Below are 26,162 nucleotides of genomic sequence, written 5' to 3'. Positions count from 1 at the left end.
ATGCTGATCCTGGTGCCTTCGAACGTTGCCAGATGCCGGCGAACCGGCTTCAGTGCTTCGTTTTCAGGCCGGCCAGCGCCGCAAAGGGCGAAGGCCGTTTTTCTTCTTCCGGCAGAACCTCTGGTTCAGGTTCCGCCTGTCCGTCCACCCCGGTCACGAGACTTTCGTGCACCGTGGGGCAAACGTCATGCTTGGGCGCCACCGGCAAAGCCAACAGCACTTCATCTTCAATCAGCGTCAGCAGGTCAAAGCGCTTGGAGCCAACAATCACATCGAGCTCGTCATCGTCCATGGGCGCCGCATCGGCATCCGCCTCGCTGGCGACCACCTCGAAACACATGTCCGTGGCGATCGGCTGCTCGTAGACCCGCAGGCAGCGCTGGCAATCCAGCCAGACCCGGCCATTCACGGCCAGGTCGACGAACAGGCGCTCCACCGCGGGCTTGCCGGGCTCGCTCGCCTCTTCCTCGACAAAGCCGGAAAGCGCGTAGCTGAACACCTCGTCCGTCGCCGACGCTGGCGCTTGCGCCGCAGTCTCGGCTATGATGCGCGGCAAATCGCGTGCGGCAACTTCGCCGGTGGCGTCGTCGCCAGCGCGGCAGAACGCAAAGAGATCGAGCGCGCGCAGGTCAATCGGCTGGGTCATGTCTTATTGTGCCGTCATGCCGGGAGGCATCCCGGAGGATCGCGGCTTCGACGCATTTTTTACGTATACCTGGCATATACCTGTATACGCACCGTCGAAACGTGACTCGGAAGCTACACAACACCGGAAAAAACACGGTATTGCGCCGGACTTGCTTGGCTAAACGCGAGATTATACGTCGATTCTGCTGCCGCGGTCAAAATTTTGGAAGACGGCCATTCGCCGCTTTCCCTTTTCGCTCAATTACTTATGTCGCAAACTTCCCGCCCCACCCTGATCCTGGGTTCCAGCTCACGTTATCGCCGCGAATTGCTGGAGCGCCTGCGCATTCCTTTCGAGGTGGCGATTCCCGACATCGACGAAACGCCACAGCCTGGCGAAAGCCCCGAGGCCACCGCGCTGCGGCTCTCCCACGCCAAGGCACAGGCCATTGCCGAGCGGCATCCGGGCACCCTGGTCATCGGCTCCGACCAGGTCGCCACGCTGGACGGCAGGCAGATCGGCAAACCCGGCTCCCACGAGAAGGCCCTGGCGCAATTGCAGTGGATGCGCGGCCGTACCGTCACGTTTCACTCGGCGTTGTGCCTGCTTGACAGTCGTAACGGCGAGGCTCAACTGGCGGATATCCAGACGCGCGCGACTTTCCGCGATCTTTCCGACCAGGAGCTGGACGCCTACCTGCGCATCGAGCGCCCTTATGATGTCGCGGGCAGCGCCAAATCCGAAGGACTGGGCATCGCCCTACTCTCGCATATGGAGTCCGACGATCCCACCGCGCTGGTAGGCCTGCCCCTGATCGCGCTGACCAATATGCTGCGCCAGGCCGGCTACCCTTTCTTCCAGGACTAAGGGCTTCGCCCACCCCGCGCCAAGCCACAGAAGACAAATGAGAACCCAAGCATGAGCGGCACCCTGTACCTGATCCCCAACACCTTGGGCAAACGCGACGAGTTCGACCCGCTCGCGGATGTCATTCCGGCTGGCGTGCAGCAAATCACGGCCAGCCTGGACTACCTGGTGGCGGAAAATGCCAAGACGGCACGCGCCTTCCTGAAGAAACTCAGCGAAACCTGCCCGCTGGGCAAGCCAATCCAGCAGATCGAGATCCGCGAACTCAACGTCAATACGCGCGAAGGCGAACTGGCCGCACTGCTGGCACCGATCCGCGAAGGGCGCGACGGCGGCCTGCTGTCGGAAGCCGGCGTGCCGGCGGTGGCCGATCCCGGCGCCAACCTGGTGCGCCTGGCTCACACCAAGGGCGTGCGTGTGCGCCCGCTGGTGGGCCCGAGCTCGATTCTGCTGGCCGTCATGGCGTCCGGCCTCAATGGCCAGAGCTTTGCTTTCAACGGCTACCTGCCGGTGGATGCCGGCGAGCGCGCCAAGCGCCTGCGCGAGCTGGAGCAGCTATCGCGCAAGGCACGCCAGACCCAGGTCTGGATCGAGACGCCGTACCGCAATGGCCCCTTGCTGGAAGCGATGCGCCAGCATTGCGCAGGCACCAGCCTGCTGTCGATCGCGGTAGACCTGACCTTGCCAAGCGAGACGATCGTCACGCTGCCCATCTCCGATTGGCGCCCGGAGCGGCTGGCACTGAACAAGCGCCCGGCCATTTTCTCCTTGCTGGCAGCCTGAGCGACGGTCGGCCAACGAAGAAACAAACGAAAAATGAGGCGTTTTCGCCCCATTTTTTACTCCGTGCCCAGCTCGGCTGGCTTAATGCATGGCCTGCACGCGCGTGCCGAACAGCATGGTCTTCATCGCCGCCGTGCCCATCGCCGCGCCGAAACGCTTGGCTACCCGCTCCGCAATATTCTCCTTGACGGTGTAGTCGACGATGTCCTCTGCCTTGAAGAGATCCCGCGCCACGTAATCCGCGTTACCCAGGCCGTCGGCCAAGCCCAGCTCAACGCTGCGCTCGCCGGACCAGAACAAGCCGGAGAACAGGTCCGGATCGTCCTTCAGGCGATCGCCTCGGCCTTCCTTGACCACGTCGATGAACTGCTGGTGGATCTGCTTGAGCATGGTTTCGGCATATTGCTTCTGCCTAGGCACCTGCGGCGAGAATGGGTCGAGCATGCCCTTGTTGGCGCCAGAGGTATAAAGCCGGCGCTCGACGCCCAGCTTGTCCATGAGCCCGGTGAAGCCAAAGCCGTCCATCAACACGCCGATCGAGCCGACGATGCTAGCCTTGTCGACATAGATCTTGTCGGCCGCCGCCGCCACGTAATAGCCGCCCGAGGCGCAGATCTCCTCCACCACCACGTAGAACGGCTTGGCGGGATAAAGCGTCCGCAGGCGCCGGATCTCGTCGTTGATCATGCCGGCCTGTACCGGCGAGCCACCCGGCGAGTTGATCTTGAGGATGATCCCGGCGGCATTGGTATCGGCAAATGCGGCTTGCAGGGCTGCGTTGATCGATTCGGCGCTGGCCGGCGTCCCCGCAGCGATCTCGCCGTCGAGCGACACCATCGCCGTATGGCGACCGCTCGTGGCAATGGTGCCGTCGCCCTTGAAGTCGAAAACGGCAAAGAAAATCAGCACTAGCAGAGCGAGCCCGGCGAAGCGGAAGAAAATGCGCCAGCGGCGTGCCGCGCGCTGCTCGCGCAGCGTCGCCATCAGCACCCTTTCCAGCACATCCCGCTCCCAGCCTGCCCCCGTGGGGACGGGGCCGACGTCACGACCGGCCATGCGCGCCTGGCGCTGGCCGGCTTCGCTCTGCGAAGCAGCATCTCCGGCGCGCAGCTCTTGCTCCAGCGGGTAATCGGCCTGCGAGGCGGTTTCCAGCCGGTCATCCCCCGCCCCGGGCGCCCCGGCGCTGGCCGAAGCCACCGGTTCCTGCGCCTTGCCGGGTTCGTCCTGCGGCGGTTTTTGCTGTTCAGTCATGCAGTTGGCTCTTGATTATGAATAGATAGGCGGGCCGGGGCGCCGGGCCTGCCGGCGGCCCGCTAGCCCGCGGGTGCTTCGTATGGACTTTCAGGCAGCCAGTACACATTGCCGTCGCGCTCTTCGACGCGCAGCTTGGACAATGAAGCGCCCCGGCAGGGGCCGCCCACGCACAAGCCGCTGTCCGGCGCATAAACCGCGCCATGTGTCGCGCACATCAAGTATAGGCCCGAGGACTCGAAAAACTGTCCCTCCTGCCAATCGAGCTCCATCGGCACATGCGCGCACTGGTTCAGGTAGCCGTGGACAGCCCCCTCGAAGCGCACGACAAACGCGCTCACGGCGCGCCCACCCACTTCGACCACAAAACGCACCCCGGCGCCGCCGTCAGCCAGGTCCTCGGCCGCACACAGGTGACGCGCGCCCCTCATCCCCTGGCCCGTTGCGTCAAGCATGCGCCAGCAGCCAGTCTTTCAGGTCGGCGATGGACGTCGCGCAATGCAGAGGCGCCATCGCGCGCAGGGCGTCCGCGGGATGCGCGCCGTAGCCTACGCCGATGCCCGCCGCGCCGGCATTGGCCGCCATCTGCAGGTCGTGGGTGGTATCGCCGATCATCACCGTGCGCTCCATGTCCTGCCCCAGTTCGCCGGTCAGCTCTTGCAGCATGGCCGGGTGGGGCTTGGAAAAGGTCTCGTCGGCGCAACGCGTGCCGTCGAACAGGCGCACGAGGTCGGTTGCTTCCAGGGCGCGCTGCAGGCCGACGCGGGTCTTGCCCGTCGCCACGCCAAGGAAATAGTGCTCGGCGCGCAGGGCTTCCAGCATCTCGCGCACCCCGTCGAACAGCACCAGTTCGGCGTCGCGGGTCAGGAAGTGGAAACGGTAGCGCTCGGCCAGCCGGGGATAGTCGGCGGGATCGAGCGTGGGCACGGCGTACGACAGCGCGTCCTTGAGTCCCAGCCCGATCACGTGACTGGCGGCGCTGTCGTCGGGCACCGGCAAGCCGAGGTCGCGGCTGGCCAGCTGGATGCATTTGGCGATGGTCGGGGTGGAATCCATCAGGGTTCCATCCCAGTCGAACACGATCAGGTCGAAGCGTTGCCTGGCCATGAATATCCTTGTTAGCGCCTTAGTCGGCGGCGCGCAGGTTACGGGCTTGCTGCAGGAACGCTTCGCACTCCGGCGGCATGGGTGCAACTACAGTGGTGATTTCTCCACTCATCGGATGCGTAAATGTCAGGCTGTGCGCGTGCAGGAACATGCGCTTGAGCCCAGGATTGGCGCCGCTGCGGGCCAGCGCCTTGTTGAGGGCGTAATCGCCGTATTTTTCGTCGCCCAGGATCGGGAAGCCCGAATGCGCCAGATGGACCCGGATCTGGTGGGTCCGCCCTGTCTTCAACTCGGCCTCGAGCAAGGTGTAGCCGGGCATGACCTCGAGCCGGTTGAACACGGTATGCGAGGCAATGCCATCTTCCTGCACCCGCACGCGGCGCTCGCCTTCCGGGGTGGTGTACTTATATAGGGGGAATTTCACGTGCTGCCGGGCATTCTCGAAATGCCCCGCCACACAGGCGAAGTAGCGCTTGTCCAGCGCACTGCCGCGCATCTGCTCATGCAGGTTCACCAGCGCCGTACGCTTCTTCGCAAGCACCAGCAGGCCGGAGGTCTCGCGGTCGAGACGGTGCACAAGCTCCAGGAACCTGGCCTGCGGGCGGGCGCGCCGCAATTGCTCGATGACGCCGAATGCCACGCCAGAGCCGCCATGCACGGCCACGCCGGCAGGCTTGTTGATCACCAGCAGGTATTCATCCTCGAAGACCACCGGAAAGCTGGCCGGCGGCACGAACTTGCCGGCATCGGGTGCCGAAGCCGCCACACGCATAGGCGGAATCCGTACCACATCGCCCAACTGCAGGCGATAGGTGGCGTCGACCCGCCCCTTGTTCACACGCACTTCACCCGACCTCAGGATGCGGTAGACATGGCTCTTGGGCACCCCTTTCGAGAGCTTCAGGAGGAAGTTGTCGATACGCTGGCCATCGGCTTCGTCGCCAATCGTTACGTACGCCACCTGGGGCCCGGCCGCGGCGGGCCGCACCTCTTTTTCAATTTGATGGCGTAACTCATTCATTTTCAATATAATTTCCTCGCTGTTCCGGCCAAAGACCGGCAGCGCAAGTCAGGTGTAGGCGATTCGTCGTATTTTACACTTCGGGTTGCCGCCAACCCTGCCAGCCTCCCGCTTCTTTGCGTACCACGCGAGCCCGGGGCTGGTAAATGGCAGCAAAAACGCAGCACGCACGGTATCGCCCGCGCAGGAAGTCGCCCAAAGGCAACTTCGGCGCTGACGGCGGTCACGTGGGAGTAGTGTTCAGGTAGAACAGAATTTGATAGTGGATGCCCACCCGGCATCCACTCTGGTGAGAGAAGTCCCGCCCGCACCGGGAAACGGTGCCGCCGGCATGCTTCCAACGCCGCCTGACTGGTTATACCGGCGCCCGGTCGCAGAACTCCAAGAAGCAGTAGGTGCGCCCGCCAGGAGATGTCAGGAAGCGAAGCAGCATTGCCGTGACGACAAACTTGCTCTTTGACGCGTCTAGCCCTTCCGCGGCCGGCCGCGGTGCGATGGCGCCTCTTTGCGCCCGCACCGCCGCCATGCCAGCCGGAAACCCGCTGGGTCGCTGCGCAAAGCAGCACACCGGCGTTCTCTCCGACCATGCGGACGGCGCTTTCGACGTCGTTACCTCTCTTTCACCCGTGCCCAGCCGGCCGCGCTCATTTGCGCGACGGCGCTTTCGGCAATTCTCGCGCCCTCACTCGCTCCCTCGCGTGCTCCACGGAACGAACGCCGCGGGCACCGCATGCCGGTGCAATCCGCGGCATTGAGTGAGGTAATGCGATGAAACGCATGCTTTTCAACGCGACGCAGCAAGAGGAACTGCGCGTCGCCATCGTCGATGGTCAGAAGCTGATCGACATCGACATCGAAGCCGCCGGGCGCGAACAGCGCAAGGGCAACATCTACAAGGGTGTCATCACCCGGATCGAGCCCTCGCTGGAAGCCTGCTTCGTCAACTACGGCGAAGAACGCCACGGTTTCCTGCCCTTCAAGGAAGTCGCACGCGCCTTTTTCAAGGAAGGCGTGGACGTGCGCAACGCGCGCATCCAGGACGCGTTGCATGAAGGCCAGGAACTGATCGTCCAGGTAGAAAAGGAAGAGCGCGGCAACAAGGGCGCGGCGCTGACCACCTTTATCTCGCTGGCCGGCCGTTACCTGGTGCTGATGCCCAACAACCCGCGCGGCGGCGGCGTATCGCGCCGCATCGAGGGCGAGGACCGCCAGGAACTGCGCGAGACCATGGGCCAGCTGGCCGTGCCCGAGGGCATGAGCATCATCGCCCGCACCGCGGGCATCGGCCGCTCGGCCGAAGAGCTCCAGTGGGACCTGAACTACCTGCTGCAGCTGTGGAAGGCCATCGACGGCGCCGCCGGCGACAACAAGGCCCCGCTGCTGATCTATCTCGAGTCCAGCCTGGTGATTCGCGCCATCCGCGATTATTTCCAGCCGGATATCGGCGAGATCCTGATCGACACCGACGAAATCTACGAGCAGGCCCGCGCCTTCATGAGCGTGGTCATGCCCGACAACATGAACCGCGTGAAGAAGTACCGGGACGACGTCCCCCTCTTCTCGCGCTTCCAGATCGAGCACCAGATCGAGTCGGCGTACTCGCGCATGGTGATGTTGCCCTCGGGCGGCGCCATCGTGATCGACCACACCGAAGCCTTGGTCTCGGTGGACGTGAACTCGGCCCGCGCCACCAAGGGCGCCGACATCGAGGAAACCGCGCTGCGCACCAACCTCGAAGCCGCCGACGAAATCGCCCGCCAGCTGCGCCTGCGCGACCTGGGCGGCCTGATCGTGATCGACTTCATCGACATGGAAGCCAGCAAGGCCCAGAAGGACGTGGAAACGCGCCTGAAGGATGCACTGCGCCATGACCGTGCCCGTGTGCAGATGGGTAAGATCAGCCGTTTCGGCCTGATGGAGCTGTCGCGCCAGCGCCTGCGCCCGTCGCTGTCGGAAGGCTCGCACATCACTTGCCCGCGCTGCAACGGCACCGGCCATATCCGGGATACCGAATCCTCCGCCCTGCAGGTCCTGCGCATCATCCAGGAAGAAGGGATGAAGGAAAACACCGCCGCCATCCACTGCCAGGTGCCGGTGGAAGTGGCCGCGTTCCTGCTCAACGAGAAGCGCCAGGACATCAACCTGATCGAGATGCGCTTCAAGGTCAACGTGCTGCTGATCCCCAACAAGCACCTGGAGACCCCGCACTACAAGCTGGAGCGCCTGCGTCACGACGACCCGCGCCTGGAAGACAGCATGGCCAGCTACAAGATGGCCGAGGCTGCCGCCAAGGAACTGGAAGCCGACACCAGCTACAGCAGCCGCAAGAAGGAAGATGCCAAGCCGCGCCAGGAAGCTGCCGTCAAGGGCATCACCCCGGAACAGCCGGCGCCCGTCTCCGTGCCGCGCGCAGAGCGCGCCCCGCGCCCGGAAGCCGCGGCGGCAGCCGCACGTCCGGTGCCGGCTACCCAGCCGGTGGTCGGCGGTGGTTTTATCGGCTGGCTGAAGAACCTGTTCGGCGCCAAGCCCGCAGCGCCCGCCGTCGAGCCGGCCAAGCCGGTTGACGCAGAGCAGCGCAGCGCCGAGAACCGTCGCGAACGCGGCCAACGTGGCGAACGCGGTGAAGGCCGTGGCCAGCGCGGCGAACGCGGTGGCGAGCGTGGTGAGCGGGGAGGCGAACGTGGTGACCGCCAGGGCCGTGGCCAGCGCGGCGAGCGCGCACCCCAGGAACGTGGCGAGCGCACCGAACGCGCGGACCGCGGCGAACAGCGCGCGGAGCGTGGCGAGCGCGTCGAAGCGCGCGGCGAACGTGGCGAACAACGCGGCGAGCGCAACAGCCGGGCCCCGCGCCAGGCCGCACTGGAAGTCCAGCCGGCCCGCCAGCCCGAAGGCGCACCGGCCGAGCGTACGGAAGGCCGTGGCGAAGGCCGCCGCGACCGCAACCAGGAACGCCGCGAGCGCCAGCGCGACCGCCAGCGTGAACGAGGCGACGCGCCGCGCGAAGGCGAAGCCACCGAAGGCCTGGCTGCCGAAGCCGTAACCGCGACCGCCGCAGCTGTCGTGGCAGCGCCGGCCGTAGCCGCAGCGGTTGCCTCGCACGATGACGCCGACAACGCACGCACCGACCTGCCGGAAGGCACGGAAGGCACCGAGAACGGTGAAGGCGAAGAACGCCGCCGCCGCAATCGCCGTGGCCGCAACCGCTATCGCCGCGAACGCGACGACGGCGCCCAGGCAACCGAAGGCGCGGAAAGCGCTGAAGGCGAGTACACGGCGGAAGTGCGCGAAAGCACCCAGGCCGCCGCCCCGGCTGTGGTCGCCCAAGCGCCTGCGATCGAAGCCGCCGTGCCGGTTGCCGAAGCCGCGCCGAGCGCTCCGGCTTACCAGCCCGCCGAAGCTGCCGTAGTGACGCAACAGCCCGTGGCACTGCCGGCGGAGCCGGTGTTCGTGCAGGCCGCGCCGATCTCGGCGCCGGTCGCTGCGCCAGTCGCTGCGCCGATCATCGAAACGGTTGCCGAGCCGGTGGCTGAAACGGTGGTTGAGACGATCGCAGCAAGCCCGGCCGCCTACCAGCCGGCACCGGCTCCGGTTGTGGCTGAAGCAGTCGTGCAAGCCCCTGCTGTTGTTGTGGCGCCTGCCGTTGAAGTGCCGGTCGCTGCCCCGGTGGCAACGGTAGCCCGGGTAGCCCCGGTGGCGGTCGAAAGCCTGCAGCCGATGCTGGCCTCGGCTGGCCTCGAGTGGGTCAACACCGACACCAGCAAGCTGCGCGCTGCGCAGGAAGCGGCTGCCAGCATCCCGCCGGCACCGCGCGTCGTGCGGGAGCGCAAGCCCCTGCCGCCGCTGCCTGAAGGTCCGATGATCCTGGTCGAAACCGGTGGCGATACCGCTGGGACGCCGCAGAAGTAAGCGGCACCCTCGCGGGTAGCAAGAAAAGGGACGGCGATGCCGTCCCTTTTTCATGCCTGCGGGCTTTGTTTGCGGGCAATGTCCCGGGTGATGCCGGCGGTACCATGCCCGGCTCGGCTAGAATGACAAATAGATGGCACCCGAAAGATGGTGCCCGGAACGGGCGATGCTGCCCCATGCAATCGCGCCAGAACCGCCCGTCACCCGCACTGCCACGCCCCCAGGCCATGACCGAATCCGTCATTCCCATTTTCGACCTGCGCGATCATCGCTACCGCTCGATGACGCCAAGCATTCCGGCCGTGCTCACCGCACCGTCCGGGCTGGTTGCCGACACGCGCGGCCGGCCGCTCCATGATCTGCGTATCTCGGTCACGGATCGCTGCAATTTCCGCTGCGTCTACTGCATGCCCAAGGAAGTGTTCGACAAGGACTACACCTTCCTGCCCCATTCCGAGTTGCTGAGCTTCGAGGAAATCGAGCGCGCGGCTCGCCTCTTCGTTGCGCACGGCGTCGAGAAGATCCGCCTGACCGGCGGCGAGCCGCTGCTGCGCAAGAACATCGAGAAGCTGGTGGAAATGCTGGCGCGTATCGATACGGTGTCCGGCAAACCACTGGACCTCACCCTCACCACCAACGCCTCGCTGCTGGCCCGCAAGGCGCGCGCGCTACGCGATGCAGGCCTGACGCGGGTGAGCGTGAGCCTGGACGCCATCGACGACGCCACCTTCCGCCGCATGAACGATGTCGACTTCGCGGTGCGCGACGTGCTGGACGGCATCGAGACCGCCCAGGCGGCCGGCCTGGCGCCGATCAAGGTCAACATGGTGGTCAAGCGCGGCACCAACGATGGGGAAATCGTGCCGATGGCCGCACATTTCCGCGGCAGCGGCATCATCATGCGCTTTATCGAGTTCATGGACGTGGGCGCAAGCAACCACTGGCAGATGGACGAGGTGCTGCCCTCGGCCGAAGTAGTGCGCCGCATCCACGAGGCCTTCCCGTTGGAAGCCATCCCAGCCAACTACAGCGGCGAGACCGCCGAGCGCTGGCGCTACCGCGACGGCGCCGGCGAGATCGGCGTGATCTCCAGCGTGACCCACGCCTTCTGCGGCGACTGCAGCCGCATCCGCCTGTCAACCGAAGGCCGGCTCTACCTGTGCCTGTTCGCCACCGAAGGCTACGACCTGCGCGCGCTGTTGCGCGGCGAGCACAGCGACCTGGAAATCTCGAACGCCATTGCCGGGGTCTGGCAAGGGCGCACCGATCACTACTCCGAACAGCGCAGCGACCCCGCGGTGCGGCAGGCGCGTGCCGAGAACAAGATCGAGATGTCCTATATTGGCGGCTGACGACAGCCACCCCGCCCAACCCATCACCCTATCCTCCCATCCCCCGATGATTTCTCGCGAAGACATTACCGGCCTGATCCTGGCCGGCGGCAGGGGCAGCCGCATGGGCGGCACCGACAAGGGCCTGCAGCCGTTTCGTGGCGCGCCCATGGCAATGCATACGCTGATGCGCCTGTCCGCGCAGACCGGCGGCATGCTGATCAACGCCAACCGCAACCTGGCCGCGTATGAGTCCTTCGGCGTGCCGGTGGTCACCGATTCGGTGCCGGACTTCGCCGGGCCCCTGGCTGGCATGCTGGCCGGGCTGGAACAGTGCCAGACGGGCTGGATGCTGAGCGCGCCCTGCGACTCGCCTTTCCTGCCATCCGACCTGGCCGCGCGCCTGGCGAGCGCGATCGACGCGCAAGGCGCCGAGATGGCCATTCCCGTCACCATCGACGCGGATGGCCGCCGGCAGGTCCAGCCGGTGTTTTGCCTGATGCCGGTCACGGCGCTCGACGGCCTGGTGGCTTTCCTCAACGGCGGCGGCCGCAAGATCGAAACCTGGGCCGCCTCGCACCGCCTGGCCGAAGTGCTGTTCGAAGACGCCGGCGCCTTCGCCAATATCAATACCCTGGATGAGTTGCGCACGCTCGAGGCGCGCTGACAACCCAAGCCAGGCCGCTGCCCCGGGAACGGTCCATGCCATCACTACAATCCGTCATTTCCTGCCTGTCCGACTACGATCCCGGTGCATTGCCGGTGGCGCAGGCCAACCAGATCATCGGCGAGGTGGTCGAGCCCGTGAGGGGCACCGAGCAGGTCGCCCTGCGCACCGCGCTCGACCGCGTGCTGGCCGAAGACGTCATCTCCATGCTGGACGTGCCTGCGCACGACAACTCCGCCATGGACGGCTATGCGTTCGCCAGCAGCGAGTTGGCCGCGGGCGGCAACGTGACCCTGGCTGTGGTCGGCAGCGCCTTCGCCGGCGCTGCCTGCGAGCAAGCGGTTGCGCGCGGGCAGGCGGCGCGCATCATGACGGGCGCCATCATGCCGTCCGGCTGCGACACCGTGATTCCACAGGAATTCGTCGATGTCGAGGGCGAGCTGATTCGCTTTGATGCCAAGGCGGTACGAGCCGGCGACAACCGCCGCCTGCGGGGCGAAGACCTCGCCATCGGCCAGCCGGCACTGGCCGCCGGGCGCATCCTGCAGCCGGCCGACCTTGGGCTGCTGGCGTCGCTGGGCGTGGCCGAAGTCAAGGTGCGGCGCCGCCTGCGCGTGGCGTTCTTCTCCACCGGGGACGAACTGCGCTCCATTGGCGAGCCGCTCGATGCGGGCTGCGTCTACGACTCAAACCGCTACACGCTGCACGGCATGCTGCGGCGGCTGAACGTGGAACTGATCGACATGGGCGTGGTGCACGATGATCCCGCCGCGCTCGAAGCGGCGTTGCGCAGCGCGTGCGAAAACGCCGACGCGGTCATCACCTCGGGCGGTGTCTCGGTGGGAGAAGCCGACTACACCAAGCAGATCATGGCCCAGCTTGGCGATGTGACCTTCTGGAAAATCGCCATGCGCCCCGGCCGGCCCATGGCCTTCGGGCGCATCGCTTCTCACGGCCGCGAAGCGCTGCTGTTCGGCCTGCCGGGCAACCCCGTGGCGGTGATGGTGACGTTCTATCATTTCGTGCGGGCTGCCCTGCACCGCCAGATGGGCGCCAAGGTGGCGCCCCTGCCGCTGATGCGCGTGCGCAGCGCCCAAGCTATCCGCAAGAAACCTGGCCGCACCGAGTACCAGCGCGGCATCCTGGCGCCTGCCCCGGAGGGCGGCTGGCAGGTTAGCATCACCGGGCAGCAGGGCTCGGGCGTGCTGCGCTCGATGAGCGAGGCCAATTGCTTCATCGTGCTCGGGCACGAACAGGGCATGGTCGCCGCCGGCGACGAGGTTGAAGTCATGCTGTTCGACGGGCTGATGTAAGCGCTGGCAGAAAGCCCGCCACGGTACGCCGGCTGCACCTTTGTGTCGTTTTTGCGCAGCAGTTTTGCCGGGGTTTAGCAAGCAGATCGGCGGTTTTCCGTACCCCGCGAGTGCCGGACTATGCGCCGCCTCCCCCATTGGATACACTTGCGCAACATTACTTTGCTTACTGCCCAAGCTGTCATGAATCAGGAGATTGCGTACCTCCACCCGGTCAAAACCGCCCGCGCGCTCGTGCTCGTGTACCTGTGCTTTTCGGTACCCATCGTCTCGCTGGGGCTGTTCGTGGCCTTTATCCGCTATGGCGACCTGCCCGGGATCACCGTCTTCACGGCACTGATTCTCAATGCGCTGATCGGTTTCGGCCTGCTGTGGCTGGCCTGCAAGGCCTACAACTGGGTGGCAGCGCGTTTTGGCGGCATCGAGGTGACAATCCGCGACTTGTCCTGAAACGGCCAGCCGCCGGAATGTAAAAAGCGCATCGAATCGATGCGCTTTTTTTTGCCCAGCGTTCTTTGCCCCTCAACCGCCTGCGGTCTCGTCATCCACCACAGCGGCCAGGCCAAGCAGTTCCTGCGCGTTCTCGCCCGGCAGCGCTTCCACGGTGCGCAGCTTGCGCTCCATCTGGCGCGTACGCACCTCGGCCTGCTCGATGTTGCGGGCAGCGCGTTCCAGCGTATCGCGGGTCTTGGCCAGCACATCGCCGAACTTGCCGAACTCGGTCTTGACCGCGCCCAGCACCTCCCAGACTTCGCTTGAGCGGCGCTCCAGCGCCAGGGTGCGAAACCCCATCTGCAAACTGTTAAGCAACGCGGCCAGCGTGGTCGGCCCGGCTACCGTGACGCGGAAATTGCGTTGCAGCAGGTCGGCCAGCCCCGGGCGCCGCAAGACTTCGGCATACAACCCCTCGGTGGGGAGAAAGAGGATGGCGAAGTCCGTCGTCGCCGGCGGCGACACATATTTCTCGGAGATCGTCTGAGCCTCGCGCTTGATCGCGGCTTCCAGTTCGCGCCCGGCCAGCGCCACGCCATCGACATCGCCGCGCTCCTGCGCGTCGAGCAGGCGCTCGTACTGTTCCTTCGGGAACTTGGCATCAATGGGCAGCCACACCTGCCCGCCGGCAGCGTCCTTGCCCGGCAGGCGAATCGCAAACTCCACGCGCGCACCGGTATTGCGCACCGTCTCCACGTTCTTGGCGTACTGCTCGGCGGTTAGCACCTGCTCTAGCAGCATCTCCAGCTGCACTTCGCCCCATGTCCCGCGCGACTTGACGTTGGTCAGCACCCGCTTGAGGTCGCCCACGCCCTGGGCCAGCGCCTGCATTTCGCCAAGGCCCCGGTGCACCTGCTCGAGCCGGTCCGAGACCAGCTTGAAGGACTCGCCCAGCCGCTGCTCCAGCGTGGCGTGCAGCTTCTCGTCGACGGTGCGGCGCATCTCCTCGAGCTTGGCCGCGTTGTTGACCTCGATCTCCTTGAGCCGTTGCTCAAGCGTGGCGCGCACTTCGCCCAGGCGGCGCTCGTTGCCCTCGGACATCTGCGCCAGTTGCTGCTGCAGCCCGTCGCCAAATCGGCGCAACGCGCTGCCTTGCTCGTCGCGCGCCTGCTGGCCTTGTTGCAGCAGGTTCTGCCGGACCTGCTCGAGCTGCTGGGCGTTGGACTCGGTCAGCTTGGCAAGCTGCTGCGCGAACATGTCGATCTGGTTGTTCTGCAGCGTGGCGATGCTGGTGAGCTGCGAGGACAGAGCCTGCTGGAAACGCATCATCTGCTGGCCGGCTTCGCCACGGCCAACGCGCGCGCTCTCAGTGACCTCGGTGCGCAGCTCACGCTCCAGGCGCTCATTGCCGCGCGCGCCTTCGGCGCGCAGATCGGCGAGCTGGCGCAGCAGCTCCGGGCCGGCGCCGTCCTGTGCAACGCGCGGCCGCAGCAGCAACACCACCAGCAGTAGTACGGCTGCCAGTGCAAGGACCAGGGTCAACAGGGAAATCAAAGTCATGAATAGGTTGGCAGGTATTGGCAGCGAGAGGATCAGCGGCGGCGCGCCATCACTTCGGGATTGATCACGGAAGGCGGTTGCCCTGCCTGCGGTCCTACGCCGAGCGCGGCGATCAGGTTGTCAGCGGCCAGATCTGCCATGGCGCGGCGGGTCTTCTCCGAGGCACTGGCGATATGCGGGGTCAGCACCACGTTGGGCACCGTCAGCAGGTCGGGATGGACCTGTGGCTCTGCCTCGAATACGTCGAGCCCGGCAGCAAAGATGCGCCGTTCGCGCAGCGCCCGGGCCAGCGCAGCGTCGTCGACCACACCGCCGCGCGCCAGGTTGACCAGCGTGGCCGACGGCTTCATCTGCGCCAGCTCGGCGGCGCCGATACTGTGATGGTTCTGCGCGCTATACGGCAGCACCAGCAGCACATGATCGGACTGTGCCAGCAGCTCGGCCTTGCTGACATAGCGCGCGTTTAGCGCGCGCTCGGTGTCCTCGGGCAAACGGCTGCGGTTGTGATAGAGCACCGACATGCCAAACCCCGCAGCGCGGCGTGCCAGGGCCTGGCCGATGCGGCCCATGCCAAGGATGCCAAGCGTGCTGCGGTACAGGTCCATGCCGAGGAACATGTCGTAGCTCCACCGCTCCCACTTGCCAGCGCGCAGCCAATGCTCGGACTCGGTCACACGGCGCGCGGTCGCCATCAGCAAGGCCCAGCCGAAATCGGCCGTGGTCTCGGTCAGCACATCGGGCGTATTGGTGGCCACGATCCCGGCGGCGGTCAACGCCGGCACATCGAGGTTGTTGTACCCCACCGCCATGTTGCAGACCGCGCGCAAGGCCGGCAACCCGGCCACCAGGCCGGCATCGATGCGGTCCGCGGCATTGGCCAGGACACCGGCCTTGCCGGCGAGGCGCGCCTTGAGCGCGGCGCCATCCAGCGCCACGTCCGGCTGGTTGTCGTCGACGTCGAAGTACTGCGCGAGCCGTTCGATCACTTCGGGAAAGACGGCGCGGGTCACGAGAACGGAAGGCTTGGTCATGCTCACACTCACACGCGGAAGAAGATAAAGGTCATCACCAGGAACAGCGGCACCAGCACGCAGATCGACCACAGCATGTAGCCGAAGAAGCTGGGCATGCGCACGCCGCGGCTTTCGGCAATTGCCTTGACCATCAGGTTGGGCGCGTTGCCGATATAGGTATTGGCGCCCATGAACACGGCGCCGGCCGAGATGGCCGCGAGCGTTGAGGCATCGCGCGTCATCAGCGTGGCGGGATCGCCGCCCGCGGTGTTGAAGAACACCAGGTAGGTCGGCGCATTGTCCAGGAAAGACGAAAGAATGCCCGTGGCCCAGAAGTACATGCTGTCGATGGGCTGGCCGCCGCTATCGCTGACCATGCGGATCACGCTGGCGAAGGCGCCGTCGGTACCGGCCTTGAGCATGGCGATCACGGGAATGATGGTGAGGAATATGCCGGCGAACAGCTTGCCGACTTCCAGGATCGGTTCCCAGTTGAACTCGTTGCCCGTGCGCGCCGTGCTCGGCGTGATTGCCAGGGACACGAGCGCCACCACCACCAGCAACACATCGCGCACCGCCGCCGGCAGGCCGACCATGGTGCCCATCACGTTGAACTCGATACCGGGCTTCCACAGCCCGCTCATCAGCACCAGGCCCACCACCGCCAGCAGCAGCACGAAATTACGCTTGCCTTCAATGCGGATGCCCGCGGAATCGGGCGTGGGGTCCGCTGCCTGCGGCAACTCTTCTTCCTTGTTCAGGTAGTAGTAGCGATCGACGAAATAGAAAATCACCAGCAGCGCGATGCAGATGAACAGCGTCTCGGGCAGGATGTTGCGCAGGGTCCAGAAAAAATCCACGCCTTTCAGGAAACCCAGGAACAGCGGCGGATCGCCCAGCGGCGTCAGCGCGCCACCCGCATTGGCCGCCAGGAAAATAAAGAACACCACCACGTGCGCCACATGCCTGCGGTTGTCGTTGGCGCGCAGCAGCGGCCGGATCAGCAGCATGGCGGCGCCGGTGGTGCCCATCAGGCTGGCCAGCACCGTGCCGAGTGCAAGCAGGCCGGTATTCAGGCGCGGCGTGCCATGCAGGTTGCCACGCACGCAGATGCCGCCGGCCACGATATAGAGTGCGGCGATCAGCGCGATAAAGGGGATGTACTCCGACAGCAGCGCGTGCACGGCATTGGCGGCGGCGGCATGCATGCCGAAGGCCTGCGCGAACGGTACCAGGAATAGCACTGCCCAGGCTGCGATGATCTTGCCGTAGTGGTGATGCCAGAAGCGCGGCGCGATCAACGGGAACAGCGCGATCGACAGCAAGGTGCCGGCGAAGGGCAACGCCCACATTGGCGACAGCGTGGCGCCATCGAGATCGGCGGCATGAGCCAGGCTCGGCGCCAGCGTGAACAGCAGGGTGAACAACAGCGGGGCCAGCGGGGACAGCAGTGCGGGGGCACGTCGCATCGGGCGGGATCTCCTTGTATCGGATTGCGTCACCCGGGCCTGATGGCGGCCGCGAGCGGAGAAAGCGCACGAGCCCGAATGGCCCGGCAAGCGGGCCGCAGGCGCGCGGCGAGACCCTCAAGTGTAAAGCAATCGCCGCGCGGCGCCGCCGATTCCGGACGCCCTGGACTACCGCGCTCAGTCCTGCTCGACGAGGATCACGTGCACGCGGTAAGGGCCGTGCGCGCCGAGCACGATGGTCTGCTCGATGTCGCCGGTGCGCGAGGGCCCGCTGATGGTATTGGTAGCACGGGGCAGCTCCCCGCGCTCGCTGCGCACCAGCGCGAAGGCGTCCTCCAGGCCATCGACGATGCGCGAGACCGGCACCACCGCGATATGCGTCTCCGGCAGCAGCGCCGCCGAAGCGAAGGTCTGCGGGCCGGACAGCAGCATCAGCGAGCCGGTCTCGGCGATCGCGCAAAAGCAGCCCGTGATGCCGACCATGTCGCCATGGTCGTGATCGGCCTGCGCGTCGCGGATGGGCGGGCGGCACTCCACGATCATGCCCTGCCCTTGCCAGTCCAGTGCCGCCAGGGTATCCCAGGCCACGGCGCGGCGCGCCAGGCCAAGGCTGTCCAGGTAGCGCGCGGCCGCGGCTGGCACATCGGCCATCGTGGCCACCCGCTCCACCGTGGAGGCCATTTTCTGCGCCTGTTCGTGGAAGGCCTGGATCCGGTCCACCGGCGCTGGCGGACGGGGCCCGGCGGGATGGCGCGCGAGATAGTCGGCCACCGCCGCGCGCTCGCCGTTGCTCACCCCGGGCGCGCGGCCCTGGGCGGCGCGGATGCGGGCAAAGATGCGATCGCGGGCGGAGGTGGTATCCATGAGTCGGTTTCCGGAGGTTGGAGGCTTCGTGACTTAGTGGCTTAGGGATCTGTGGGCTGCAGCAACGGCGCGCCTGCATCGAACTCGAGCGCTACGCCGGCGCCTTGATGCCGAACACCTGCCGCAGGTACGCCAGGTAGGCGGGATCGTCGCACATGGTCTTCTCGGGCGTGTCCGACAGCTTGGCCACTGGCTGGCCATTGCAGCGGGTCATCTTGATGACAATCTGCAGCGGCGTGTAGCCCAGATCGTTGGTCAGGTTGGTGCCCACGCCAAAGGCAAGCCGGCAGCGCCCGCCAAAGCGCTCGTACAGCTCGATCACGCGCGGGATGTCGAGGCTGTCGCTGAAGATCAGCGTCTTGCCCAACGGGTCGACGCGGCTGGCGGCGTAGTGCGCCAGCATGCGTTCGCCCCAGGCGATGGGGTCGCCGGAATCGTGCCGCACGCCGTCGAACAGCTTGCAGAAGTACAGGTCGAAATCGCGCAGGAAGGCGTCGAAGCCATAGGTGTCGGACAAGGCAATGCCGAGATCGCCTCGGTATTCCTTGGCCCAGACTTCCAGCGCGAACACCTGCGAGTCGCGCAGCCGCGGCCCCAGGGCCTGGCAGGCCTGCAGGTATTCATGCGCCATGGTGCCGAGCGGAACCAGGTTATGCGTGCGCGCGAAATGCACATTGCTGGTGCCGGCCAGTTGCGGGCCGAGTACCCGGCGCATGGTCCGCAACACCTCCTCCTGCCAGTCGCGCGAAAAGCGGCGACGCGAGCCGTAGTCGGCGATCACGCAGTCCGCGTGGGCAGGCATCTTCAGCAAGGCCAGTTTGTCTTCCAGGCGCTTGCGCCCCTCGCTCCAGTCAGGTTGCGGCTGGGTGCGGCGGAAATAGACCTCGTTGACGATGGCCAGCAACGGCACCTCGAACAGGATGGTATGCAGCCACGGCCCGCGGATGGTGATCTCGATCTCGCCGCTGCCGGGAGCGGCAGGCGCGATCGTCACGTATTTCTCGTTGAGGTGGAACAGGCCGAGGAAGTCGACGAAATCGCTCTTGATAAAACGTAGCTCGCGCAGGTATTGCAGCTCGTCCGGCGTAAAGCGGACCTGGCAGAGCTGCGCCACTTCTTCGCGGATCTCGTCCACGTAGGGCGTCAGGTCGACCCCCGCGTTACGGCATTTGAAGCGGTATTCGACCTGTGCCGCCGGGAAGTGATGCAGCACCACCTGCATCATGGTGAACTTGTACAGGTCGGTGTCGAGCAATGAGGTAATGATCATGTCGGGCCAAACGGCAGTGCCGGGTCAGAGCGCCATGCTACCCGAAAGCGCGGCGCTCAAGCTATGGAGCCGCATCGGCCACGCCGGCCTCATGCGCCATCGAGGAAAGGATCAGGCTGGCGGCCCCGCGCGCTGCCGCGCAGGCACCACAGGACCTGCCCGCGATAGCCAGGGCAGCCAACCAGCGTGGCCTGCGCCCGGGGCACTTCGGCGGGCAGCGGTTCGGCGAAGGTTGCCGAACGGGCCGTGATGCGCTCCTGGTAGACCCGCCGCGTGCCGCGACGGAACACCAGCACCTGCACCGGCGCGCCGCGTTCGGGCTGCAGGCTGGCGTCGCATGGCAGGAAGCCGGCCTGGCCGCAGTTGGCCATGCCCTCCCCCGCCGCCTCGACCACCACGCCGAAATCATCCCAGTCGAAGAGTGCCAGCGCACTCAGCGATACCGGCCTGTCGCTCATCATGCGCCAGGCCATCAGGCGGGCCACCACGCTGTCCGGCGGTCCGGCCTTGGCCAGGGTCTGCGCATGCGCGGCAGGCATGGCCAGCGCCGCCAGGCATAGCAACGCGCTCACCGCCTGGCTGAAACGGCAGTTGCGCGGCGACTCCCGGACTGGTCTTGGCATGGAGCACTCCTCACTCGGTTAGGCACGCGGCAATACCGCGCAGGCAAGCTCAGGCAGCATACAACGGCAACGCCGCACCGGCCAGAAAAGCACATCGGCAGGCGTGACGCCAACTGTCTTGGATCAAATGCACATAAAGAAATAAGAAAACTATCTGATCTGGCTATATAGAGCGACTACCCTAGCGTTATGGCTCAGCTACAATATCGGTCTTTGATAGGCCACGGCCTTCGCTCGCGCCGCGTATAGTGAACCCGGTGAACTCTGGGTCGGGTCCGCACCGGCGTGATGAGCAAGGCACAACAGGCCAAATCCATTCCCATCGAAGCCGATCCCGTTTTTCTGGAACCGAAATGACTCACGTTGTCACCGAATCCTGCATCCGTTGCCGCTATACCGACTGCGTTGACGTGTGTCCGGTCGATTGTTTCCGCGAAGGCCCCAACTTCCTCGCCATCGACCCGGATGAGTGTATCGATTGCGCGGTGTGCGTGGCGGAATGCCCGGTCAACGCGATCTACGCCGAGGAAGACGTGCCGGGCGACCAGCAACAGTTCATCGACCTGAACGCCGAGCTGGCACGCAACTGGCCCTCCATCACTAAGACCAAGGCCCCGCTGGCCGAAGCCGAGGAATGGAAGGACACGGCCGAGAAGCTGCAGTACCTGCAACGCTGATACCTGCAACGCCAAAAGACAGGTCAGAAAGCCGTCCCCACCCACGCGCTTTCCCGTAATGCCGGGCACGCCTGTGCCCACAACGTATCAGGACGAATATGGACTTGAGCATCCCTAACCCCGTTGCCGACGCCACCAACCACGTTGCCGCCGGCAACGCTGGCGGCGGTCACCCGCTGGAAATCGACGCGCTGATCGTCGGTGCCGGTCCGGTCGGACTCTTCCAGGTCTTCGAACTGGGCCTGCTCGAAATCAAGGCGCACGTGATCGACTCCCTCAAGGTGGTTGGCGGCCAGTGCGTGGAGCTCTATCCGGACAAGCCCATCTACGACATCCCAGCCGTGCCCATCTGCACCGGCCAGGAACTGACGGACAACCTGCTCAAGCAGATCGAGCCGTTCGAGCCGACCTTCCACCTGGGCCAGGAAGTGGCCGTGGTGGAGCGCCGCGAAGATGGCCGCTTCTTCGTCGAAACCTCGCTCGGCACCCGCTTCATCACCAAGACCATCTTCATCGCCGCCGGCGTGGGTTCATTCCAGCCACGCACGGTCAAGGTGGACGGCATCGACAAGTTCGACGGCAAGCAGCTGTTCTACCGCGTCAAGGATCCGAGCCGCTTCCACGGCCGCAACCTGGTCGTGGTCGGTGGTGGCGACTCCGCGCTCGACTGGACGCTGGACCTGGTCGGCAAGGCCGAATCGGTGGTGATGATCCATCGCCGCGACGGCTTCCGCGCCGCGCCGGCATCGGTCGCCAAGATGAAGGACTTGTGCGAGCAGATGGAGATGCAGTTCCTGGTGGGCCAAATCAGCGGCTATGAGGAAAAGGACGGCCTGCTCACGGAGATCAAGGTGACGGGCGCCGACGGCGTGACCCGCCGCCTGCCGCTCGACGACCTGCTGGTGTTCTTCGGCCTGTCGCCCAAGCTGGGCCCGATCGCCGAATGGGGCCTGGACCTGGAGCGCAAGCAGATCAAGGTGGACACGGAGAAGTTCGAGACCAACATCCCGGGCATCTTCGCGGTGGGTGACATCAACACCTACCCCGGCAAGAAGAAGCTGATCCTCTCGGGCTTCCATGAAGCCGCGCTGGCTGCCTTCGGCGCCGCGCCCTACATCTTCCCCGAGAAGAAGATCCACATGCAGTACACGACCACCTCGCCAAAGCTGCACAAGATCCTCGGTGTCGATTCGCCGGTGTTCGACTGAACCTGGCGCGCCTGACTCAGCGCGTGGAAAAAAAATCGCCCTTCGGGGCGGTTTTTTTATGGCAAAGACCTGAAAGACCTTCTATAATGCGGCCCTGCCTCGGAACATCGGGGCGGAACCAGAAGTTCCGCAGTACCGGCAGTAAGAAATTACAGCGCAGGTGTTGACGGATAAACGAGAAACTGGTTACAATCCTTTTCTCAGCTGTTCCCTGATAGCTCAGTTGGTAGAGCGACGGACTGTTAATCCGCAGGTCGCTGGTTCGAGCCCAGCTCGGGGAGCCAAAGAATGTGAAGGGCCCGCAAGAAATTGCGGGCCTTTTCCATTTGTACGTCTACCTTCTTCGATGCATCGTGCTTCGGCATCGTAACGCCGCGCCCGGCCGCGGAACCGCTGCGGGTCCAAGCCCCGCAGCCACATCCCGCCCGCCCAGCCCCCCCCTACTCGATCGCAATGCCGTTCTGCTTGACCAGCCGCGCCCAGCGCGTCAGCTCGGTTTGCAGGAATTGCCCGAAGGCCTGTGGACCGCTGCCGACCGGCACCACACCAAGATCCAGCAACCGGGCATGAACCTTGGGATCGCTGACCGCGGCCTGCACGGCCGCCGCCAGCCGCTCCACCACCTGCGGCGGCGTGCCCTTGGGCACGAAGAAACCATTCCACTCCAGCACGTCGAAACCCGCCAGCCCGCTTTCCACCAACGTCGGCACGTCGGGCAACGCCGGCATGCGCTTGGCGGAAGTCACGGCCAGCGCCCGCAGCTTGCCGGCCTTCACATAGGGCAAGCCCGACGCCGCGTTGGCGAAGTAGGCATCGACCTGTCCGCCCATCACGTCGGTCAGCGCCGGCGCGCCGCCTTTGTACGGCACATGCAGCAGGTCGACCTTGGCCTGGCTCTTGAGCAGTTCCCCAACCATGTGTGCGGGGCTGCCGGGACCGTACGACGCGTAGGTTGTCTTGCCGGGATGCTGACGTGCGTAGCCGAGGAACTCGCCAACCGTCTTGTAGGGGGCGTTGGGTGGCACCACCAGGATATTGGGCGCCGTGACCGCCAGCGAGACCGGCAGGAAATCCTTGGCCGCATCGAACGGCAGCTTGCGCAGCGCCGGATTGACAACGAAAGTGGACGCGTCGTACAGCACCACATAGCCATCGGCCGGCGCCTGCGCGACCGCCGCGGCGCCGATGGTGCCGCTGGCGCCCGGCTTGTTGTCGATCACCACCTGCTGCTTGAGCAGCACGCTCATCTGAGCGGTGATGACGCGCGCCGCGCTGTCCGCGCCACCGCCCGCCGAATAAGGCACCACGACGCGAATCGGCTTGGAGGGATAGCTATCCACCGCCTGTGCCGCGACCAACGCCGGCAGGCCAAGGAGCGCGGTGGCGAGCCATGCGGCAAGCTGCCTGCGCCTGCCGGCATGCACGGCCGGGGACGATGAGGCAAAAACCGACGGGAAGGCAGACGAAAAAGATGGCCAGAAAGAACGCACAAGCGCTGACACGCCAGCCGGCAAACCCTGCTGCATAGATTGTCTCCAAATTATTTCTGTGGCGCGGCAGGACGCCGCGCCGGTGCGTGGACTCTAGGCTGACGCCCGCCCTGAAGGTTGCCCGAACAGGCCGCATTCGAGATCGCTCTCGAACTCCTCGATCCAGCCGGCCCCTTCGCTCGCATCATAGGCGCTCTGCGCGTCCATTGCGGGGCGCCGCACGCTGACCTGGCGTTGCGCCGGGTCGCCGTCATCGGGCTGGAAGCCTTCGTCGGAGATCTCGAAGTCCCCCGGCACAAAGCCGAGCCGCGTGCACAGGGCCACGACTTCTCGTTGTTCGTCCTCGGGGAATTGGGAAAACGGATGCTTGGCCATTGCACTCTCCCGTCAAGTCGAAGCGGCGCCGCGTGGCGCGCGGCGCCATTTCCCTGCCCGGCCATTCCATGCGCGCTAGCGCGTGTGCCGGCTGTTGATGACTGCCTCGGCCACGCTCGCCGGGGCTTCCGTGTAGTGCTTGAACTCCATGGTGTAGGTGGCGCGGCCCTGGGTCAGGGACCGCAGCGAGGTCGAGTAGCCGAACATGGTGGCCAGCGGCACTTCTGCGCGCACCGACTTGCCGCCTCCGCCCGCGATGTCCTCCATGCCGTGCACGATGCCCCGGCGCGATGACAGGTCGCCCATCACGTTGCCAGTGAATTCCTCGGGCGTTTCGACCTCCACTGCCATCATCGGCTCGAGCAGGATCGGCTTGGCGCGGCGCATGCCCTCCTTGAACGCCATCGAGCCGGCCATGCGGAAGGCATTCTCGTTGGAGTCGACATCGTGATAGGAGCCGAACACCAGCGTGGCCTTGACGTCCACCACCGGGTAGCCGGCCAGCACGCCCGACGCCAGCGTTTCGCGGATGCCCTTGTCCACGGCGGGAATGAACTCGCGCGGCACCACGCCGCCCTTGATGGCATCGACGAACTCATAGCCCTTGCCCGGCGCCTGCGGCGCCAGATCGAGCACCACGTGGCCGTACTGGCCGCGCCCACCGGACTGCTTGACGAACTTGCCTTCGATGTCCTTCACCCCCTGCTTGATGGTCTCGCGGTAAGCCACCTGCGGCTTGCCGACCGAGGCCTCCACACCAAACTCGCGGCGCATGCGATCGACCAGGATTTCCAGGTGAAGCTCGCCCATGCCAGAGATAATGGTCTGGCCCGACTCCTCGTCGGTATGCACGCGGAACGAAGGGTCTTCCTGCGCCAGGCGATTCAGCGCCAGGCCCATCTTCTCCTGGTCGGCCTTGGTCTTGGGCTCGACCGCCTGCGAGATCACCGGGTCCGGGAAGCTCATGCGTTCGAGGATGATCACATGATCGGGATCGCATAGCGTGTCACCGGTGGTGGCCTCTTTCAGCCCTACCGCCGCAGCAATGTCGCCAGCGCGCACTTCCTTGATTTCGCTGCGCACATTGGCGTGCATCTGCAGGATCCGCCCCAGCCGCTCCTTCTTTTCCTTGACCGGGTTGTAGACCGTGTCGCCGGAGTTCACCACGCCCGAGTAGACGCGGAAGAAGATCAACTGCCCGACGAAGGGATCGGTCATGATCTTGAAGGCCAGCGCGGAGAACGGCTCGTCGTCATTGGGATGGCGCTCAGCCTCCTTGTCGTCCTCGGTATGGCCGAGAATCGCGGGCACGTCCGCCGGCGACGGCAGGTAGTCGATCACCGCATCGAGCAGCGTCTGCACGCCCTTGTTCTTGAACGCGCTGCCGCACAGCATCGGTACGATCTCGTTGGCAACGGTGCGCTTGCGCAGCGCGGCCCTGATCTCGTCCTCCGTCAGCAGCTCGCCGCCGAGGTACTTGTGCAGCAGCTCATCGCTGGCTTCCGCCGCGGCCTCGACCATCTTCTCGCGCCATTCCTTGGCCAGTTCCAGCAGTTCGGGCGGCACCTCGCGATATTCGAAGTGCAGCCCCTGGCTGGTGTCGTCCCAGACGGTCGCCTTCATCTTGACCAGGTCGATCACCCCCTGGAAGCCTTCCTCGGCGCCGATCGGTATCTGGACCGGCACCGGCGTGCCCTTGAGCCGCTCGGCAATCTGCGAGCGCACCCGGAAGAAGTCCGCGCCGACGCGGTCCATCTTGTTGACAAAGGCGATGCGCGGCACCTTGTATTTGTTGGCCTGGCGCCAGACCGTTTCCGACTGCGGCTGCACGCCGCCCACCGCGTCATAGACCATGCAGGCACCATCGAGCACACGCATCGAGCGCTCCACCTCGATCGTGAAATCCACGTGCCCGGGGGTGTCGATGATATTGATGCGATGTTCAGGATAATTGCCGGCCATCCCCTTCCAGAACGCCGTGGTGGCGGCCGAGGTGATGGTGATGCCGCGCTCCTGCTCCTGCTCCATCCAATCCATGGTGGCTGCGCCGTCGTGGACTTCGCCGATCTTGTGGTTGACCCCGGTGTAGAAGAGGATGCGTTCGGTGGTGGTGGTCTTGCCAGCGTCGATGTGCGCGCTGATACCGATGTTCCGATAGCGCTCGATGGGGGTTTTGCGGCTCACGGTGATCTCCTGGTAGGCATCACTCAAAAGAGTAACACTTCTACAGGCGCCGCATCGTAAGGTACGCCACGCGCGGCTCGCCGGGCCGGCACGGCCAGTGCCGGCCTACCTCGCCCTAGCTCA

Annotated in this window: 23 protein-coding genes and 1 tRNA gene; 10 read left to right on the top strand and 14 right to left on the bottom strand. The window is 65.4% G+C overall.

Annotation, left to right across the window (positions count from 1 at the left end):
• Positions 1-49: 49 nt before the first annotated feature.
• On the bottom strand, positions 50-646 hold the full coding sequence (locus tag AC1RQK_RS34300; RefSeq protein WP_492813830.1) for a DUF177 domain-containing protein: 597 nt from the start codon (positions 644-646) through the stop codon (positions 50-52).
• A 249-nt stretch (positions 647-895) separates the two neighbouring features.
• On the opposite strand from AC1RQK_RS34300, the gene AC1RQK_RS34295 reads away from it, so the two are divergent.
• Together AC1RQK_RS34295 and AC1RQK_RS34290 are read left to right on the top strand one after the other, a co-directional pair.
• Complete coding sequence (locus tag AC1RQK_RS34295; RefSeq protein WP_492374598.1) at positions 896-1,495, top strand: Maf-like protein; 600 nt, start codon at positions 896-898, stop codon at positions 1,493-1,495.
• A gap of 51 nt (positions 1,496-1,546) precedes the next feature.
• Positions 1,547-2,278 (top strand): SAM-dependent methyltransferase, encoded by a 732-nt coding sequence (locus AC1RQK_RS34290; RefSeq protein ID WP_492813828.1) that lies wholly within the window; start codon positions 1,547-1,549, stop codon positions 2,276-2,278.
• Positions 2,279-2,359: 81 nt separating this feature from the next.
• On the opposite strand, the gene AC1RQK_RS34285 is transcribed toward AC1RQK_RS34290, so the two are convergent.
• The 4 genes from AC1RQK_RS34285 to AC1RQK_RS34270 all read right to left on the bottom strand — a co-directional run bounded on the left by AC1RQK_RS34285 (position 2,360) and on the right by AC1RQK_RS34270 (position 5,657).
• Complete coding sequence (locus tag AC1RQK_RS34285; protein WP_492813826.1) at positions 2,360-3,529, bottom strand: S49 family peptidase; 1,170 nt, start codon at positions 3,527-3,529, stop codon at positions 2,360-2,362.
• Positions 3,530-3,591: 62 nt separating this feature from the next.
• Positions 3,592-3,984, bottom strand: a complete 393-nt coding sequence (locus AC1RQK_RS34280) for a Rieske (2Fe-2S) protein (RefSeq protein ID WP_492374601.1) — start codon at positions 3,982-3,984, stop codon at positions 3,592-3,594.
• Positions 3,977-4,636 (bottom strand): HAD-IA family hydrolase, encoded by a 660-nt coding sequence (locus tag AC1RQK_RS34275; RefSeq protein WP_492813824.1) that lies wholly within the window; start codon positions 4,634-4,636, stop codon positions 3,977-3,979. Before AC1RQK_RS34275 ends, AC1RQK_RS34280 begins: the two co-directional genes overlap by 8 nt.
• A 19-nt stretch (positions 4,637-4,655) precedes the next feature.
• A complete protein-coding gene (locus AC1RQK_RS34270) occupies positions 4,656-5,657 on the bottom strand; it encodes an RluA family pseudouridine synthase (RefSeq protein ID WP_492813822.1) in 1,002 nt (333 codons plus the stop codon).
• 768 nt (positions 5,658-6,425) lie between these two features.
• Here AC1RQK_RS34270 and AC1RQK_RS34265 point away from each other — a divergent pair.
• From AC1RQK_RS34265 to AC1RQK_RS34245, 5 genes are all read left to right on the top strand, one after another.
• A complete protein-coding gene (locus AC1RQK_RS34265; protein ID WP_492813820.1) occupies positions 6,426-9,563 on the top strand; it encodes an Rne/Rng family ribonuclease in 3,138 nt (1,045 codons plus the stop codon).
• 227 nt (positions 9,564-9,790) lie between these two features.
• Entirely contained in the window at positions 9,791-10,915 is a 1,125-nt protein-coding gene (gene moaA / locus AC1RQK_RS34260) for a GTP 3',8-cyclase MoaA (protein ID WP_416049191.1), read from the top strand.
• Positions 10,916-10,961: 46 nt separating this feature from the next.
• Positions 10,962-11,561 (top strand): molybdenum cofactor guanylyltransferase MobA, encoded by a 600-nt coding sequence (gene mobA, locus AC1RQK_RS34255; RefSeq protein ID WP_183034275.1) that lies wholly within the window; start codon positions 10,962-10,964, stop codon positions 11,559-11,561.
• A 35-nt stretch (positions 11,562-11,596) separates the two neighbouring features.
• On the top strand, positions 11,597-12,874 hold the full coding sequence (moeA, locus tag AC1RQK_RS34250) for a molybdopterin molybdotransferase MoeA (protein ID WP_492813817.1): 1,278 nt from the start codon (positions 11,597-11,599) through the stop codon (positions 12,872-12,874).
• Positions 12,875-13,057: 183 nt separating this feature from the next.
• Positions 13,058-13,324, top strand: a complete 267-nt coding sequence (locus tag AC1RQK_RS34245; protein ID WP_006158586.1) for a hypothetical protein — start codon at positions 13,058-13,060, stop codon at positions 13,322-13,324.
• A gap of 72 nt (positions 13,325-13,396) precedes the next feature.
• Here AC1RQK_RS34245 and AC1RQK_RS34240 read toward each other — a convergent pair whose 3' ends face one another.
• The 6 genes from AC1RQK_RS34240 to AC1RQK_RS34215 form a co-directional block, all read right to left on the bottom strand.
• Positions 13,397-14,866 carry a DNA recombination protein RmuC gene (locus AC1RQK_RS34240; protein WP_492374606.1) on the bottom strand — a complete coding sequence of 490 codons (1,470 nt, stop codon included), beginning with the start codon at positions 14,864-14,866 and terminating at the stop codon, positions 13,397-13,399.
• A gap of 32 nt (positions 14,867-14,898) precedes the next feature.
• Positions 14,899-15,897, bottom strand: a complete 999-nt coding sequence (locus AC1RQK_RS34235) for a 2-hydroxyacid dehydrogenase (protein ID WP_492813814.1) — start codon at positions 15,895-15,897, stop codon at positions 14,899-14,901.
• A gap of 8 nt (positions 15,898-15,905) precedes the next feature.
• Positions 15,906-17,348: a sodium:proton antiporter gene (locus tag AC1RQK_RS34230; protein ID WP_492813812.1), complete on the bottom strand. Its 1,443-nt coding sequence runs from the start codon at positions 17,346-17,348 to the stop codon at positions 15,906-15,908.
• A 177-nt stretch (positions 17,349-17,525) separates the two neighbouring features.
• Entirely contained in the window at positions 17,526-18,212 is a 687-nt protein-coding gene (locus AC1RQK_RS34225; RefSeq protein WP_492813810.1) for a LutC/YkgG family protein, read from the bottom strand.
• Between the two features lie 91 nt (positions 18,213-18,303).
• On the bottom strand, positions 18,304-19,482 hold the full coding sequence (gene pncB / locus AC1RQK_RS34220) for a nicotinate phosphoribosyltransferase (RefSeq protein WP_150983141.1): 1,179 nt from the start codon (positions 19,480-19,482) through the stop codon (positions 18,304-18,306).
• Between the two features lie 89 nt (positions 19,483-19,571).
• Positions 19,572-20,105 (bottom strand): hypothetical protein, encoded by a 534-nt coding sequence (locus tag AC1RQK_RS34215; protein ID WP_492813808.1) that lies wholly within the window; start codon positions 20,103-20,105, stop codon positions 19,572-19,574.
• A 353-nt stretch (positions 20,106-20,458) separates the two neighbouring features.
• Between AC1RQK_RS34215 and fdxA the strand changes: the two genes are divergently transcribed.
• The 3 genes from fdxA to AC1RQK_RS34200 all read left to right on the top strand — a co-directional run bounded on the left by fdxA (position 20,459) and on the right by AC1RQK_RS34200 (position 22,274).
• Complete coding sequence (gene fdxA / locus AC1RQK_RS34210) at positions 20,459-20,782, top strand: ferredoxin FdxA (RefSeq protein ID WP_043347955.1); 324 nt, start codon at positions 20,459-20,461, stop codon at positions 20,780-20,782.
• Between the two features lie 98 nt (positions 20,783-20,880).
• Positions 20,881-21,990 (top strand): NAD(P)/FAD-dependent oxidoreductase, encoded by a 1,110-nt coding sequence (locus tag AC1RQK_RS34205; protein WP_150983139.1) that lies wholly within the window; start codon positions 20,881-20,883, stop codon positions 21,988-21,990.
• Between the two features lie 208 nt (positions 21,991-22,198).
• Positions 22,199-22,274, top strand: a tRNA-Asn gene (locus AC1RQK_RS34200).
• A 156-nt stretch (positions 22,275-22,430) separates the two neighbouring features.
• On the opposite strand, the gene AC1RQK_RS34195 is transcribed toward AC1RQK_RS34200, so the two are convergent.
• From AC1RQK_RS34195 to fusA, 3 genes are all read right to left on the bottom strand, one after another.
• Positions 22,431-23,414 carry a tripartite tricarboxylate transporter substrate binding protein gene (locus tag AC1RQK_RS34195; RefSeq protein ID WP_492813805.1) on the bottom strand — a complete coding sequence of 328 codons (984 nt, stop codon included), beginning with the start codon at positions 23,412-23,414 and terminating at the stop codon, positions 22,431-22,433.
• A 159-nt stretch (positions 23,415-23,573) separates the two neighbouring features.
• A complete protein-coding gene (locus tag AC1RQK_RS34190) occupies positions 23,574-23,855 on the bottom strand; it encodes a hypothetical protein (protein WP_492813803.1) in 282 nt (93 codons plus the stop codon).
• Between the two features lie 75 nt (positions 23,856-23,930).
• Positions 23,931-26,039: an elongation factor G gene (fusA, locus tag AC1RQK_RS34185; protein ID WP_416049202.1), complete on the bottom strand. Its 2,109-nt coding sequence runs from the start codon at positions 26,037-26,039 to the stop codon at positions 23,931-23,933.
• Positions 26,040-26,162 lie beyond the last annotated feature (123 nt).

It is taken from the genome of Cupriavidus sp. GW822-FHT02D05, from assembly GCF_058802485.1.
The sequence above is the reverse complement of the archived record's forward strand: the minus strand, read 5'-3'. Positions and strand labels throughout refer to the sequence as shown.

Coding starts and splice junctions, on each gene's coding strand:
- AC1RQK_RS34300 (WP_492813830.1), bottom strand. CDS start 646: ATGACCCAGCCGATTGACCTGCGCGCGCTCGATCTCTTTGCGTTCTGC.
- pncB (WP_150983141.1), bottom strand. CDS start 19,482: ATGATCATTACCTCATTGCTCGACACCGACCTGTACAAGTTCACCATG.
- AC1RQK_RS34280 (WP_492374601.1), bottom strand. CDS start 3,984: ATGCTTGACGCAACGGGCCAGGGGATGAGGGGCGCGCGTCACCTGTGT.
- AC1RQK_RS34240 (WP_492374606.1), bottom strand. CDS start 14,866: ATGACTTTGATTTCCCTGTTGACCCTGGTCCTTGCACTGGCAGCCGTA.
- AC1RQK_RS34265 (WP_492813820.1), top strand. CDS start 6,426: ATGAAACGCATGCTTTTCAACGCGACGCAGCAAGAGGAACTGCGCGTC.
- mobA (WP_183034275.1), top strand. CDS start 10,962: ATGATTTCTCGCGAAGACATTACCGGCCTGATCCTGGCCGGCGGCAGG.
- AC1RQK_RS34290 (WP_492813828.1), top strand. CDS start 1,547: ATGAGCGGCACCCTGTACCTGATCCCCAACACCTTGGGCAAACGCGAC.
- AC1RQK_RS34285 (WP_492813826.1), bottom strand. CDS start 3,529: ATGACTGAACAGCAAAAACCGCCGCAGGACGAACCCGGCAAGGCGCAG.
- AC1RQK_RS34190 (WP_492813803.1), bottom strand. CDS start 23,855: ATGGCCAAGCATCCGTTTTCCCAATTCCCCGAGGACGAACAACGAGAA.
- AC1RQK_RS34270 (WP_492813822.1), bottom strand. CDS start 5,657: ATGAATGAGTTACGCCATCAAATTGAAAAAGAGGTGCGGCCCGCCGCG.
- AC1RQK_RS34245 (WP_006158586.1), top strand. CDS start 13,058: ATGAATCAGGAGATTGCGTACCTCCACCCGGTCAAAACCGCCCGCGCG.
- AC1RQK_RS34205 (WP_150983139.1), top strand. CDS start 20,881: ATGGACTTGAGCATCCCTAACCCCGTTGCCGACGCCACCAACCACGTT.
- moeA (WP_492813817.1), top strand. CDS start 11,597: ATGCCATCACTACAATCCGTCATTTCCTGCCTGTCCGACTACGATCCC.
- AC1RQK_RS34275 (WP_492813824.1), bottom strand. CDS start 4,636: ATGGCCAGGCAACGCTTCGACCTGATCGTGTTCGACTGGGATGGAACC.
- AC1RQK_RS34235 (WP_492813814.1), bottom strand. CDS start 15,897: ATGACCAAGCCTTCCGTTCTCGTGACCCGCGCCGTCTTTCCCGAAGTG.
- AC1RQK_RS34225 (WP_492813810.1), bottom strand. CDS start 18,212: ATGGATACCACCTCCGCCCGCGATCGCATCTTTGCCCGCATCCGCGCC.
- AC1RQK_RS34295 (WP_492374598.1), top strand. CDS start 896: ATGTCGCAAACTTCCCGCCCCACCCTGATCCTGGGTTCCAGCTCACGT.
- moaA (WP_416049191.1), top strand. CDS start 9,791: ATGACCGAATCCGTCATTCCCATTTTCGACCTGCGCGATCATCGCTAC.
- AC1RQK_RS34230 (WP_492813812.1), bottom strand. CDS start 17,348: ATGCGACGTGCCCCCGCACTGCTGTCCCCGCTGGCCCCGCTGTTGTTC.
- AC1RQK_RS34215 (WP_492813808.1), bottom strand. CDS start 20,105: ATGCCAAGACCAGTCCGGGAGTCGCCGCGCAACTGCCGTTTCAGCCAG.
- fdxA (WP_043347955.1), top strand. CDS start 20,459: ATGACTCACGTTGTCACCGAATCCTGCATCCGTTGCCGCTATACCGAC.